The following is a 13,438-nucleotide window of genomic DNA, read 5'->3' as shown; positions in this document are numbered from 1 at the left end:
CTTGTCAGACGTTGTCGGGCTCAGGCCGATCAACGGGCCTGAGGCGATCATCAATGTAGCGCCTGAGCGCCGCGGCCGCGTTCAGCATATGCGCACGCATCCTGCGCGATGCTGAATCGCCATCGCCCTCCGCGATCGCCTGCATGATCGCCTCATGCTCCTCGCGAGACCGCCGAATACGATCACCCTGGCGCAATTGGGTTCGACGGAAGGCGCTGAGACGGGCGCGGACATCTTGCGCTTGCTCCGCAAGGAACGAGTTGTGCGTCGCCCGGTAGATGCATTCGTGGAACTGCCGGTTGAAGGCATCATAGGCGTCAACGTCGTTCGCCTCGACCATCGCACGCGATCCGTCGTGGAGCTCGATCAGGTGACTGCGCTCGAGCGGCGTCATGCGAAAGGTCGCAAGCCTGACGCACATCGCCTCCACCTCGGCGCTGGTCTCGAACATGTCCATGATGCGCTCGGGTGTCATGCGTGCAACGACGACCCCACGACGCCCACGGACCTCCACCAGCCCGCTGACGGCAAGCTGCCGGAGAGCCTCCCGCACCGGAGTCCGGGAGGCCCCAAAGCGATCGGCAAGCTGCTGTTCTTCCAACGCCGACCCGGCGACGAGCGCGCCGGATGCTATCTCGTCTGTGAGCGCGTTTCGGATGCGGTCGGAAAGCAGACCACCATCGTCTTCCGCTTCGGCTACGACTTTCAAGAGGCTCACCATTTTTCAGCTAACCAGTGATCGCACGCACTGCGAAATACAGGACAGAGGGGGCAACCAGACACCCCAAGCCGGTATGAAATGTCGCAGTCAACGCGCCATACGGGACCAGACGCCGATCGGTTGCCGCAAGCCCTCCGGAAACGCCGCTGACCGTTCCCATCAAGCCGCCGAACACCATTGCACTGCGCGGATTGTCGAGGCCGATCATCTTCGCCACGAAGGGCGTACCGATCATCACGATCACTGCCTTGAATACACCGGTCGCGATCGAGAGCGCAATGACCGGCGAGGATGCGCCGATCGCCGCCCCCGTGACCGGCCCCACGATATAGGTAACCGCGCCAGCACCAATCGTCGTCAATGATTCGGCGTCGGTGTAGCCAAACGCCGCGGCGACGATAACCCCCAGAATGAACGGAACGACGGTTCCCAATCCGAGTGCAATCGCACCGATTACGCCGGCCTTGCGCGCTTGATCGACATCGACCTCAAAGGCGGTGGCGACGATGGCAAAGTCCCGGAGCATCGCGCCTCCCATCAGGCCGATCCCGGCGAGCGCCGGCAGGTCGGCCACGCCCTTCTCACCGCCGGTGGAGATGCCTCCGAAAAAGGCCAGCACGAGACCCAGCATGATCGCGATCGCCGAGCCGTGAATGCGCCCGAAGGTGAGATATTTCGAGATTGATCCGGATATCCACATCAGGATTCCGACGGCGGCGAACGCGGTCACCAGCGAATTGGCGGTGAGAACGTGAGACATCATGTTCATCCAATCCTCCCGGACTTGAAGTGAGGCACTGGCGCGGCGAGCACTTCAGCCTCTCGCGCCTCGATCTCGTCCATCGTCTCGACACGACCGCTGAACCGACCGATCAGGGCCACCATCGCGAAACAAACCGCGACCGCCCCGATCCCCGCAATGACTACGATCGGACCGCCTTTAGCAGCAGCGACCACGTTCTGCTGCGCCGCCATCGCGACCACGATCGGAATGTAGAAGCTGCCCCAGAACTCGACGCCGGTCTTAAGCCCATGGCTGAGCAGGCCGCGCCGCACCAGCCAGAGCCGGGCCGCGATCAGGAACATCATCGCAATGCCGACGCCGCCGACATTGGCCTTAACGCCGAGGGCAACGCCGAGCAGGTCTCCCAACAGGCCTCCGAGCAGGGTGCAAATCGCGAGCAGTGCAACGCCGGAAATGGTCACGGGCGCCTCCCCTCAGAGAATGAAGCGCGATGCCCCTGACTTGGACGCCTTGTATCCATTCGCATCTTAAATTCCCTCCTATGTATGCGAATATCCATCTCTTATAAATCTATGTATACACTAATTGACAATCCAATGCAATACGCATACATTGACGTCCATCGAAGCCAATCCCGCATGCCAAGGAGCCGAGATGAGCGATTGGGGTATGCAAAAGGCCGCCCTCGGAGAGCGCCTGGCGGCCGGTCAACGGCACGCAAAGGGTAAGATTGTCCCGATCCCGAGCCTGCCTGCGTTTCTGAAGGCGGTGATCCGGTCAGGCGATCGGGTGTGCCTGGAGGGCGACAATCAGAAGCAGGCCGACATCCTCGCCTCGGCGCTCGCGAACCTCGATCCCCAGGATGTCCACGACCTGCACATGGTGCAGTCGGGCGTGGTCCTGCCCGCGCACCTCGACATCTTCGAAAAGGGAATCGCGCGGCGGCTCGACTTCTCCTATTCAGGCCCGCAGTCGGCCCGCATCGCGCGGATGCTGTTCGGGGGCAAGATCGAACTCGGCGCCGTGCATACCTATCTCGAGCTGTTCGCCCGCTACTTCATCGACCTGACGCCGAACGTCGCTTTGATCGCGGCGGTAAGCGCCGACACGGACGGCAATCTCTATACGGGGCCCAATACCGAGGACACTCCGACCGTCGTCGAGGCAACGAGTTACAAGAACGGTGTCGTCGTGGCGCAAGTCACCGAGATCGTCGACAAGGTCCCGCGCGTCGACATCCCCGGCGACCTCGTGCATTTCGTGGTCGAAGCTGGCCGACCGTTCTACGTCGAGCCGCTCTTCACCCGCGACCCGGCAGCCATCACTGAAACCCAGATCCTGACGGCGATGCTGGCCATCAAGGGAATCTACGCGCCTTACGGCGTGCGTCGGCTCAATCACGGAATCGGCTTCAATACCGCCGCGATCGAGTTGTTGCTGCCGACCTATGGCGAGAAGCTCGGCCTCAAGGGCAAGGTTTGCACCCACTTCGCGCTCAATCCGCATCCCACGATGATTCCGGCGATCGAAGCCGGATGGGTCGACCAGATCCATTGCTTCGGATCGGAAGTCGGCATGGAGGATTACGTCGCCGCGCGCTCCGATATCTTCTTCACCGGGCCCGACGGATCGCTGCGCTCCAACCGTGCCTTCTGCCAGACGGCGGGCCTCTATGCCTGCGACATGTTCATCGGATCGACGCTTCAAATCGACCTCGAGGGCCACAGCTCGACGGTGACGACCAGCCGCATCGCAGGCTTCGGCGGCGCGCCCAACATGGGCTCCGACCCTCGCGGCCGCCGCCACCCGAGCGAACCCTGGCTCAAGGCGGGCGCCGAGGCCGCGCCCGACTCCTCCCCTGCGCTGCGCCGCGGCCGCAAGCTCGTGGTGCAGATTGGAGAGACCTTTGGTGACCGCAATGTCCCGCTCTTCGTCGAGCAACTGGATGCGCTTGAACTGGCGCGCAAACTCGATCTCGATCTGGCGCCGGTGATGGTCTACTCCGACGACGTGACGCACATCGTTACTGAGGAAGGCATCGCCAACCTCCTGATGTGCCGCAACAAGGACGAGCGCGAGCAGGCCATCCGCGGCGTTGCGGGCTACACGGACATTGGCCGGGCGCGTGATGCGAACCTCGTCGAGCAGCTCAGGCAGCGCGGCGTGATCCGGCGCCCTGAAGATCTCGGCATCGATCCGCTCGACGCGGACCGGCGCCTGCTGGCGGCCCGCTCGATCAAGGATCTCATGCTGGCTTCCGGCGGCCTCTACCGTCCGCCCAGCCGCTTCCGGAACTGGTGAGGAGTTTTGCATGGAAACGCTCAGCTTCAGACTATCTGCCCCGACGCGCGCTGGCGGCACCCGCATGCAGGCGATCGTCGGCGTCGTCGCCTCCGGCAACCTCGAGGTGCTGTTGGAACGCGCTTCGCCGGCCGACACCTGCGTGATCGACATCGCGACCGCGGCCCACGGCTTCGGCGCGGTCTGGGACGCCGTCGTGCGCGACTTCGTCGCCCGCCGCCCTGCCGGTGGCTTACGTATCTCCATCAATGACGGCGGAGCCCGACCCGACACGGTCGCGCTGCGCCTCGCGCAAGGCATCCGCAAGATCGAGGAGCCGGAACGATGACAGCGGCCACAGCCAATACGGTTTCGCTGAGCTGGTACGAGGCGAGCGCCCGGCAGCGCATAGAAGCGCTGGTCGATACCGGCAGCTTTGCCGAATTCATCGGTCCCGAGCAGCGCGAGATGAGCCCGCATCTGGCGATCTTCGACCTGCCGGAGCAGTTCGACGACGGCATCGTCGTCGGACGTGGTCGCCTGGAAGGATCGCCGGTGCTCGTCGCAGCGCAGGAAGGTCGCTTCATGGGTGGCGCCTTCGGTGAGGTCCACGGCGCCAAGCTCACGGGCCTGCTGCGCGCGGCACGCACACTGAACCAGGATGTGCTGATCCTGTTCGACACCGGCGGCGTTCGCCTTCAGGAGGCCAACGCTGGCGAGCTCGCGATCTCGGAAATCATCCGCGCTGTGGTCGAGGCGCGGCGCGCGGGCGTCAGCGTGATCGGACTGATCGGCGGACGCGCCGGATGCTATGGCGGCGGCAGCCTGATCGCCGGCAGCTGCTCGCGCCTCGTCGTCTCCGAGCAGGGGCGGATCAGCGTCAGCGGCCCCGAGGTGATCGAGACCAACAAGGGCGTCGAGGAATTCGACTCACGCGATCGGGCCCTCGTCTGGCGCACGATGGGAGGCAAGCACCGCTACCTCATCGGCGGCGCCGACACGTTCGTTGACGACGAGGCGCTGGCGTTTCGACAAGCGGCGATCGATGCACTCAAGATCAGGCGCGATTGCGGTGTTGCGGTTCTCGAAGCCGAGCAGAAGCGCCTGGAGCGGCGTCTGCAGCGTTTCGGCGCGTCCAAGGATGCTGTCGAGGTCTGGCAGGCGCTGGGCGTCGGTCAGCCGGCCGATATCCCCTCACTTTCGACCGACGCGTTCCTACGCGCGGCAAACAACAGGGAGAACGCCGATGACGCTCGATGACATTCTGGCGAGCCTGTTCCCCAGCGGCAGCGATATCGACGTCACCGCCGCGACGATCGCGGGAAAGGCGGTCCTTCCCGGTGCAGGGCCGGTCCACGTGCTCGGCATCACGCAGGGACAGCCGCTCGGCGTGGACGAGGCGATTGTGCTCGCAGGACGCGTGATCGAGATCGTCAGATCAGGCGATCGGGCTCCGATCCTGTTCCTGGTGGATTCCTCAAGCCAGCGCATGAGCCGACGCGACGAATTGCTCGGCCTCAGCGAATACCTGTCGCATCTCGCCAAAGCCTTGCTGCTGGCGGAAGCGGAAGGCCACCGCACCGTCGCCCTGCTCTACGGCGGCAGCGCGGCCGGCGCGTTCATCGCGACGGCGCTTGCCGCCGACGCGCTGGTCGCGCTGCCCGGCGCGCATCCCGCGGTGATGGATCTGCCGTCGATGGCGCGGGTCACCAAACTTCCGATCGATGTGCTCAAGGCCAAGGCGGAAGCGACGCCGGTGTTCGCTCCGGGCCTCGAGAACATGGTGCAGACCGGCGGCATTCACGTCGTCTGGGATGAAAATGCACCTTTGGCACCGCAGCTTGCGGCCGTGCTGCAAAAGCCGCAAGGACAGGATGATCGCGGCCGGCTCGGCGCCGAACGCGGCGGACGGCGGAAAGCGGCCGAACTGGCTGAGCGAGTTGCCGTCGCGGCAGCCTTAGATCGGGGATCGCAAGATGGTTGAAGCTCTCGCGCGCCACAGCATGGTGAAGGCCTCGGCATCCGGATGGACCGCCGTGATGAGCCGTTATCCCGAACTCGCCAGCGAGCCGATCGTCGCAGGCTGGGCGCACGCCGGCCGTCCCCTCATCGTTCGCCGGCCGGCTTGCAGCGATACTGCCGGCATGATTCCGCTCGGTCTGCCACTGCCGCCGAGCCACGGCAAACGGCGCATTGCGATCTCGCTCGCCGCGGCCGATATCGTCGCATCCGCCCCGCCCCCATTGCTGGCAGAAGCGGCCGCGACGGCGCCCGCAGCTTGGCGCGAGACGATCGACCAGCTCCTCCAACTTTTGCCGGAGACCCGCACCTTTGGCAGCCTGGCCTGGCAGCATCTCACCGGCCTTCCCTATCTTTCGAACAGTTCGGACCTTGATCTGCTCTGGCCGCTGTCGGCAGCCAGGCGAGGAGATACCCTGCCGTCCGACATCGCCCGAATTGCACAACGGGCGCCGATGCGGCTGGACGGTGAGATCGTCGGTCCGGCAGGAGGGGTTCAATGGCGCGAACTGACCGGCACTGACGAGGACGAAGTGCTTGTGAAAGGCCCGACCGGGGTCACCAGCACGACGCGTGCAGCCTTTCTCGCAGGTCACGTGTCATGAACGTTGCACTCAAATGGCAATCGCTGCCGGGATCCGCGCTTCATGCGGAGCAGCTCGGCCATCTCGCATCGTCGTGTCTGAAGCTCGAAGTCGAGACCTATCCAAAGCCGGGGCTGGTCAGCCATGTCGACAATGGCGCGCATTGCGACATGGATGCCGAGCTCTTGTGCCGCAGCGCCGAGACCCTGAAGCCGTTCTTCAGCGATCTAGCAGCCGCGGGCGCCGAGGGCGCCGGCATGAACCGGTTGCGCGCGATCGGAGTTGCGGCGGAGCGCGCCATGCTCGCTGCAACCCGCGGTGTCAACACACATCGCGGCGCGATCTTCGGATTGGGCCTGCTCTGCGCCGCGGCCGGATATCGTGGCGCGCTCGGCATCCACAAATCCCTCGGCGACCTGGTGTCGCGGCGCTGGGACAAAGACATCCTTTCAGGTCCCATATCGCTGCGCAGTCATGGCGCCGTCGCCTCGCGGCGCTACGGCGCCGGCGGCGCCAGGGCGGAAGCCGCCCATGGCTTTCCGTCGGTGTATGACATCGCCCTTCCCGCGCTGCATGCGGCGCGGAAGCTCGTTCCTCATGATGAAGAAGCGGTGCGCATTCAGACATGCATGACGCTCATCGCCGACGTCACCGACACCAACCTGTTGCATCGGGGCGGACCGGAGGGATTGCGCTCCGCGCAGGCCAGCGCATCTGCATTTCTGGCGGCGGGAGGCATCGGATCTGCCGGCTGGCGGAGACGAGCGGCCGACATTCATCACGCGTTCGTGGCGCGCAATCTGAGCCCGGGCGGCTCGGCGGACCTGCTGGCCATGGCCCTCTTCGTCGACCGACTGGAACCGTGATGCTTGCACTGCTCTGCGGCGGACAAGGCACCCTTTCGGACAAGATCTTCGATCTGGTCGCGGAGCAGCCCGCCGCGGAGCCGGTTTTCGCCGCGGCAACCGCCTGTCTCGGCGAGGACCCACGGGAGCTCGTCAGGACACAAAGCGTGGACGTATTGTCGGCCAACCGTGTCAGCCAGATCCTGACCGTCACGTCGGTGCTCGCGATCCACGCCTGCATTGCCGACCTGCTGCCTGAACAGACTGCCGTCACAGGTTACAGCGTTGGTGAGATGGCGGCCTGGAGCATCGCCGGAATATGGACAGCCGACGAAGCCCTCCGACTGACAGATGTTCGCGCGCGCCAGATGGACCGCGCGGCCGGACCAGGTGGCCGCCTCGGCTACGTCCGCGGGCTCGACCGGGCCACGCTCGAACGTCTGCTTGAACACCACCGCTGCGAGTTCGCGATCAAGAACCCCGACCTCCTGTTCGTGATCGGAGGCGCAGAGCGGGACCTCATCGAGCTCTGCCGGGAAGCGACAAGACAGGGCGCCGCGCGCACCGGCCTTCTCGCCGTGAAAATCGCGTCGCACACGTCACATCTCGCGCAGGTCTGCGCGCCGCTGCAACAGGCGCTCGACGGCAGCAGACGCACCCCTGTCGCAAGCGGACGGATTCTGCTTTCCGGGGGCGACGGCGAACGCATCTTCTCTGCAGGGAGTGCAACTGTGAAGCTCGCAGGCCAGGTCGCGTGCCCCATCGACTGGGAAGCGACCTTGGAAGCCCTTGCAGAGCTGGGAGTCACCAGGGTGTTGGACCTCGGCCCAGGACATGCGCTTGCAGAGATGGCGCAAACATTCCTGCCATCCATTCGATGCTACGCCACGGACGGATTTCACACGGTCGAAGGCTTGCGAAGCTGGGTTGCTTCCAACTAGCCGGCACGCATGACTTGAGACGCGGAGTGTCACAGCAGGCGACGCAGAGGCCGCAGAAGCGGCCGCCCAAAATGCCTGCTCGGCAAAGCCGCTTACCCCAACCGGGCAACGGGTGTGTGGAGAAAGGTGGTAACGGGAGGCCGCTACATCGCGAAACCCACTGTTTCAAAGGCCCTATTTTCTTACTGGAGAGCAGCGTAACTCCGTGTGTGGCTGAGTGAAGGGAGCCGGGAAATCCGGCAGCGTAGCCAGAAGGCGCCGTGCTGTACCGGCAAGTGCCGGATCGAGCGCCGCATGCGGCCGTCCGGCCTCGCCGTCTTGCGGCCATAGCTCATCGATCTCCTGCTGCGACAGCTTACCGGCAGGTTGAGCCGGGCGAGCTCAGTCCGCCAGTTGTGCGAAAGCCAGACTCCCATTGTCTCGCCCCAAAGCATGCTATCCACCGGACTCCATGGCTCTGGAGCGCCGAGGAGCAGGAACTCTTCCGCGCTAAAGCGGCCGCGTTCGTCGATCCAGGCGTTGACGCCTCGCGCATAAGCTTCCAGCATAGGCGTGTCGGCTCTGACACAGCGTCAAGGTCAGATGATGCGCGAACACGAAGGCCGAGAGTGCGCATCATTCGATCCATCGGCAGCGCCGCTTGCCCGGCAATCTCCGACAATCGCCCTGACGCCGAGCGGCGCATGAGATCCATCTGGAACATCCGGTCTCGTGCATGCAGATAGCCAAGCGCTGTTGCGGCATCGATCATCGTCGAGGTGCGGATCCAAGGAATGCCATTCGCGTCCAAACGCACGCTTGCGGCGGCGGAAAGTCCGTGGACCTGCAACTCATCATTGAACGGTGGCAATGTCTGCCAGATCAAGGCAGCCATAATGCCAATCCCGCCCAGCAAGAGGACAATGCCGTAAGCGATCGTCTTGATCACTATCGTTCTTATTGATCCGCTTTCCTGCTTCGGGTGTACTTGAAAGCTATCTTCTGTTGGTACCAATCCGTGCGCTGACGGCGTTGCCGGATCCAACCCCCTCAAGCTCGGCTTTCCTTCGAAGAACTGCCATCCAAGTCCTTCGACTATGGCCGACATTGGCTCCACTCAGAAGGCACAGATATTCTTCTTCCAATTCACTGCCTACCGCCTTGGTTGCGCGCTGTTGAAGGCCAAAGGGTCTTTGATGGCAGCAGTATGTAGATCGCCTTCACCTCCATCCTCGGACTTCGAAGCAATATTCGCGATCGGCGCAATAAATTCCCCGGTAGACGGTAAAGAACTTTTTATGTTGACGTGAACGCGCTCTATTTCGCGCATTTGCGTCTGTACTCCACTGCATCGAAAATGCTTCCGCCGCCGTAATTTGTCAGACGATTTGCACGACCCGCAATCAGCATTCGGATTGCGATTGTGCCGCAGCAGAAATCAAAACTGACACATGGCCGTCATTGACGCTGACTAACGGTCTCGCCGCTTTGCATGCACCTCTTGAGGGAAAAATGAAGAATCGAAAATTGAAGACGACGTTACTCGCCACTGTAGCGCTGTTTGCTGTTGCGAGTATTGCAACGTCGACTGGCTCAGTTATCGCTGGTCCGGGCACCAACAAGGCAGACAGCAAGAAGGACGACAAGGATGCCGCCGTTGATCCGAATACGTTGAAGACCAAATATCCGATCAAGCACCTGGTGATCGTTTTCAACGAGAACCGCTCGTTTGATCATTATTTCGGTACTTACCCGAATGCACTGAATCCGGAAGGCGAGCCGGTTTTCGAGCCTGCCAAGAACACGCAGCGGGACATCGACAATCTCTTGTCGAGCGTCACTCTGCTCAATAACAATCCAAACTTGAATGCGGCCAACGGCGCCGGCGCTTCCAACCCGTTCCGTCTAGATCGCACGCAGGCCAATACGGCCGATCAGGGCCATGGCTACACGGCCGAGCAGAAGGCCTACGACGGCGGCATGAACGATCTGTTCCCGGAATTCACCGGCAAGGGCACCAATGGCGGCGCCGGCGCTTTTGGCACCAAAGGTCAGGTCATGGGCTTCTTCGACGGCAACACAGTGACCGCCCTCTGGAATTATGCCCAGAACTACGCGATGAGCGACAATGCCTGGAGTGATCAATATGGCCCGTCGACGCCTGGCTTGCTCAACATGTTTGCCGGGACCACGAATGGGGCGATCATTCCGGCGGGCCTCACTGCGAGTACAGTCCAGGATGGTCAGGGCGGTCTCACGCTGACCAGCGATACGGATCCGGTCGGGGACGTGTGCTCAAGCCAGACCTCACAAGTTCGGATGACGAGCAAGAACATCGGCGACTTGCTCAATGCCGCCGATATCCCCTGGGGATCTTTTGTCGGTGGTTTCAACCTGCAAACTCTCAACAACAACGGCACCACAGGTTGTGTGCGCTCCACCGTGAGCCAGGTCGTCGGCGGCGCGATCCGGGACTATATCCCGCATCACATTTGGTTCCAGTATTACCAGTCGACGGCCAACCCGACCCATGCCCGCCCGACCTCGACCAAGGCGATTGGCTATACGACGGTACCCGGCAAAAACAAGGTTGATCCGGCCAACCACGCCTACGATTTGGACGACTTCTTCACTGCGGTCGGATCCGGCAACTATCCGGCAGTGTCTTTCATCAAAATGTCGGCCTTCCAGGACGCTCACCCGGGCAACTCCGATCCGCTCGATGAGCAGACGGGGCTGGTTACCCTGATCAACTTCCTGCAGCAGCGGCCTGACTGGGAAAGTACCGCCGTAATCCTCGCCTATGATGACTCGGACGGCTGGTATGACCACGCTTTCGCCAAGACGACGAGGCCGTCGTTCTCGGCAACAGCCGATGCGTTGAACGGCACGGGCATTTGCGGCGTGATTGGCACGACCGAACCCGCAGGAGTCAACGGCTTGCCTGTTCATGGTCGCTGCGGTCCCGGCACGCGCCAGCCGTTCATGGTGATTTCCCCCTACGCCAAGAAAAACTACGTCAGCCACGTGCTCATCACCCAGGCCTCCATTCCGCAGTTCATCGAAGACAACTGGCTGAACGGTGAGCGGATCGGCGGTGGCTCCTTCGATGCTACGACCGGCTCGATCGTCGACATGTTCAACTTCAACAAGAAAAACAGCACCACGCTCATCCTCGATCCGACCTTCGGTACGGTGGATACCAAGAACAAGACGAAGAACGATTGAGCCAGATTCAGATGCTCAATCGCACAATCGCGTGCTTCGTCGGCGCAGGCCTTATGGCCTGCGTCGCTTTGGCTGCCGAGCCGCAAACGTTGCCCGGCGAAAACCCGAATCCGGTTCGTCTGGTCCGTCCCCCAGTCGCGCCGCTCTCGGCGATGGCGAAACTCGGTCGGGACGTATTCTTCGACACGAGCCTGTCGTCGTCGGGCAAGATGGCTTGTGCGTCCTGTCACAGCCCGGACCACGCGTATGGTCCCCCTAACGACGGGCCAGTCATGCCCGGCGGCCCTGCTCTGTCGCTTCCCGGGTTGCGAGCCGTCCCATCGCTGACTTACCTGCAGCGGCAGCCTGACTTCAGCATCGGTCCCGACGACCGGGAAAACGAGACCGTCACACTGGCGCAAATGGCCGACATTGGTCAGACGGCAACGCGCGTACAAAAGACCGCGCAGCAGGCCACGCAAAGCGCGGCGAATATCGTGCCGCAGGGTGGCCTGTTCTGGGACGGCCGCGCTGACACTCTCCAGATCCAGGCATCGGGTCCGTTGCTCGACCCGCGAGAGATGGATGGCGGCAGCATCGAGGTGATTGCAGAAAAGCTGCGTCGCGCGCCTTACGCTACGAAAATCGCGGCATTGTTCGGTGAGACCGTTTTGAAGAACGCGAACTTGTTGGTTGCCGAGGCGACTTTCGCGATCGGTCGCTACCAGATCGAGGAGCCGAGCTTCCACCCCTACACGAGCAAGTTCGATTATTGGCTTGAAGGCAAAGCCCGCTTCAACGACAACGAAATGAGGGGCTACCGCTTGTTCAACGATCCGGAGAAGGCCAACTGTGCCGGATGTCATAGCTCGAGGGTCACCCGCGACGGCTTCCCTCCGCTCTTCACCGACACCCAATATGAAGCGCTGGCCGCGCCACGCAATATGGTACTCCCCGACAACAAGGACCCCGGGTATTTCGATCTTGGGGTTTGTGGACCGGTTCGCAAGGACATCGCAGACCAGACTCAGTATTGCGGCATGTTCAAGACACCTACCTTGCGCAACACCGCGTTGCGCCGTGCCTACTTCCACAATGGCGTATTCACCTCGTTGCGGCAGGTCATGGATTTCTACAATTTTCGCGATACAAATCCGGAGAAGGTCTATCCGCTTGGTGCCGACGGAAAGGTGCAAAGGTACAACGATATCCCAATGAAGTATCACGCCAACGTGGACGTCAGCGATCCTCCCTTCGACCGACATCTCGGCGAGACCCCGGCTATGACGGATCAGGACGAAGCCGACATCATCGCCTTTCTGAACACACTGAACGATGGATACAAGCCGCGGGAATGAAACGCTCGTACCGTGGCGACCTAGCGCAAGGCGCGCAACCAGTCGAATGCAGCCGATGGCTTGGTCGCCCCGGTGTCTTGTACTGACCCTTCTCAGTTCTCGCACAAATGTCCGCTTCCACGCCGCTGTCGGAGCCTGGTCGGACATCTTGGATCTATCAGTACATTCCGATGACCATTCTGGTCGCTCTGCGCCGCCTGTTCGCGAGGCTCGATGGCCGATCGCGGGAAAACATCCCGCTCGCCCGCAGCGGCTTGCCATCACCGCCTGACGGCGCCGCGATCGCTGGCGAGCCCCTGGAAACTCCGACACAGGGCATAGCCTATGTGAGCGCTTTCGGTGACGAGATCGAAGTCGCCGTAGCGCATATATGTGACGGCCGGGCCCGTGCTATCTAGCTACATAAGAACGCGCGATGGTCGACTATGACGAACGCCGCATCAGACTCGCTCTGGTCTCAGCGACTGCTCCTATAACTTATTGAGCAAATGCGTTTTTCGTTGGTGGCCGCACCAGGGCTCGAACCTGGGCCCGCTGATTAAGAGTCAGCCGCGGCTTGATGAGAATCAATGACTTGCCAGTCGCACCTCCGGGCCTATCTGGCTGAGACTGGGCATCCGTCGCAGGATCTTACCGGGCCAGTTCAACCGGCGTTCTACAGGAGGCAGCCAACGACTCAACACGTCAGAAAAACGAGCGAACAAGCTTCTGCCAAGGCAGTTGGGTTTTTCTGCATTTTTGAGATATCCGACAAGTGCG

14 protein-coding genes, 1 tRNA gene and 1 pseudogene are annotated in these 13,438 nt (G+C 62.2%); 10 read left to right on the top strand and 6 right to left on the bottom strand.

Features of this window, described 5'->3' with window-relative positions; genetic code table 11:
• Positions 1 to 4: 4 nt before the first annotated feature.
• From K359_RS0150025 to madL, 3 genes are read right to left on the bottom strand one after another with little or no spacing between them, the layout of a single operon-like run.
• Positions 5 to 721 carry a GntR family transcriptional regulator gene (locus tag K359_RS0150025; protein ID WP_029085586.1) on the bottom strand — a complete coding sequence of 239 codons (717 nt, stop codon included), beginning with the start codon at positions 719 to 721 and terminating at the stop codon, positions 5 to 7.
• A 7-nt stretch (positions 722 to 728) separates the two neighbouring features.
• Positions 729 to 1,490: a malonate transporter subunit MadM gene (gene madM, locus K359_RS0150020; protein ID WP_029085585.1), complete on the bottom strand. Its 762-nt coding sequence runs from the start codon at positions 1,488 to 1,490 to the stop codon at positions 729 to 731.
• Positions 1,487 to 1,927 carry a malonate transporter subunit MadL gene (gene madL / locus K359_RS0150015; RefSeq protein ID WP_029085584.1) on the bottom strand — a complete coding sequence of 147 codons (441 nt, stop codon included), beginning with the start codon at positions 1,925 to 1,927 and terminating at the stop codon, positions 1,487 to 1,489. The genes madM and madL overlap by 4 nt, the downstream gene beginning before the upstream one ends.
• A gap of 193 nt (positions 1,928 to 2,120) precedes the next feature.
• Here madL and mdcA point away from each other — a divergent pair, with 193 nt between their 5' ends.
• The 7 genes from mdcA to K359_RS0149980 are packed head-to-tail and all read left to right on the top strand — an operon-like array spanning position 2,121 to position 8,135.
• Complete coding sequence (gene mdcA / locus K359_RS0150010) at positions 2,121 to 3,767, top strand: malonate decarboxylase subunit alpha (protein ID WP_029085583.1); 1,647 nt, start codon at positions 2,121 to 2,123, stop codon at positions 3,765 to 3,767.
• A gap of 10 nt (positions 3,768 to 3,777) precedes the next feature.
• On the top strand, positions 3,778 to 4,095 hold the full coding sequence (gene mdcC / locus K359_RS0150005) for a malonate decarboxylase acyl carrier protein (protein ID WP_029085582.1): 318 nt from the start codon (positions 3,778 to 3,780) through the stop codon (positions 4,093 to 4,095).
• Entirely contained in the window at positions 4,092 to 5,006 is a 915-nt protein-coding gene (locus K359_RS0150000; RefSeq protein ID WP_029085581.1) for a biotin-independent malonate decarboxylase subunit beta, read from the top strand. Before mdcC ends, K359_RS0150000 begins: the two co-directional genes overlap by 4 nt.
• Positions 4,993 to 5,730, top strand: a complete 738-nt coding sequence (gene mdcE / locus K359_RS0149995; RefSeq protein WP_029085580.1) for a biotin-independent malonate decarboxylase subunit gamma — start codon at positions 4,993 to 4,995, stop codon at positions 5,728 to 5,730. Before K359_RS0150000 ends, mdcE begins: the two co-directional genes overlap by 14 nt.
• The gene (gene mdcG / locus K359_RS0149990) at positions 5,723 to 6,370 is read left to right on the top strand and encodes a malonate decarboxylase holo-[acyl-carrier-protein] synthase (RefSeq protein WP_029085579.1); all 648 of its coding nucleotides are present in this window, start codon (positions 5,723 to 5,725) and stop codon (positions 6,368 to 6,370) included. Before mdcE ends, mdcG begins: the two co-directional genes overlap by 8 nt.
• Positions 6,367 to 7,215 carry a triphosphoribosyl-dephospho-CoA synthase MdcB gene (gene mdcB / locus K359_RS0149985; RefSeq protein WP_029085578.1) on the top strand — a complete coding sequence of 283 codons (849 nt, stop codon included), beginning with the start codon at positions 6,367 to 6,369 and terminating at the stop codon, positions 7,213 to 7,215. Before mdcG ends, mdcB begins: the two co-directional genes overlap by 4 nt.
• Complete coding sequence (locus K359_RS0149980) at positions 7,215 to 8,135, top strand: acyltransferase domain-containing protein (RefSeq protein ID WP_051346890.1); 921 nt, start codon at positions 7,215 to 7,217, stop codon at positions 8,133 to 8,135. The genes mdcB and K359_RS0149980 overlap by 1 nt, the downstream gene beginning before the upstream one ends.
• A 182-nt stretch (positions 8,136 to 8,317) precedes the next feature.
• Here the strand turns inward: K359_RS0149980 and K359_RS66710 are convergent, their stop codons facing one another.
• Complete coding sequence (locus tag K359_RS66710) at positions 8,318 to 8,683, bottom strand: penicillin acylase family protein (RefSeq protein ID WP_084518898.1); 366 nt, start codon at positions 8,681 to 8,683, stop codon at positions 8,318 to 8,320.
• 20 nt (positions 8,684 to 8,703) lie between these two features.
• Positions 8,704 to 9,009 (bottom strand): annotated as a pseudogene (locus K359_RS66705) (penicillin acylase family protein); the annotation flags it as partial.
• Positions 9,010 to 9,626: 617 nt separating this feature from the next.
• Between K359_RS66705 and K359_RS0149970 the strand changes: the two are divergent.
• The 3 genes from K359_RS0149970 (at position 9,627) to K359_RS0149960 (ending at position 13,077) form a co-directional block, all read left to right on the top strand.
• Positions 9,627 to 11,342 (top strand): phospholipase C, encoded by a 1,716-nt coding sequence (locus tag K359_RS0149970; RefSeq protein WP_156929184.1) that lies wholly within the window; start codon positions 9,627 to 9,629, stop codon positions 11,340 to 11,342.
• Positions 11,339 to 12,679 carry a cytochrome-c peroxidase gene (locus tag K359_RS0149965; RefSeq protein WP_245284986.1) on the top strand — a complete coding sequence of 447 codons (1,341 nt, stop codon included), beginning with the start codon at positions 11,339 to 11,341 and terminating at the stop codon, positions 12,677 to 12,679. The genes K359_RS0149970 and K359_RS0149965 overlap by 4 nt, the downstream gene beginning before the upstream one ends.
• A 170-nt stretch (positions 12,680 to 12,849) precedes the next feature.
• Positions 12,850 to 13,077 (top strand): hypothetical protein, encoded by a 228-nt coding sequence (locus K359_RS0149960; RefSeq protein WP_029085573.1) that lies wholly within the window; start codon positions 12,850 to 12,852, stop codon positions 13,075 to 13,077.
• Positions 13,078 to 13,180: 103 nt separating this feature from the next.
• Here the strand turns inward: K359_RS0149960 and K359_RS63020 are convergent.
• Positions 13,181 to 13,275: transfer RNA gene (locus K359_RS63020), tRNA-Lys, on the bottom strand.
• Positions 13,276 to 13,438 lie beyond the last annotated feature (163 nt).

Origin of the sequence: Bradyrhizobium sp. th-b2 (assembly GCF_000426785.1) — a bacterium.
GTDB classification, from domain to species: domain Bacteria; phylum Pseudomonadota; class Alphaproteobacteria; order Rhizobiales; family Xanthobacteraceae; genus Bradyrhizobium; species Bradyrhizobium septentrionale.
Note: the sequence above shows the minus strand (reverse complement) of the source record. Positions and strands in the feature narration are given on the sequence as shown.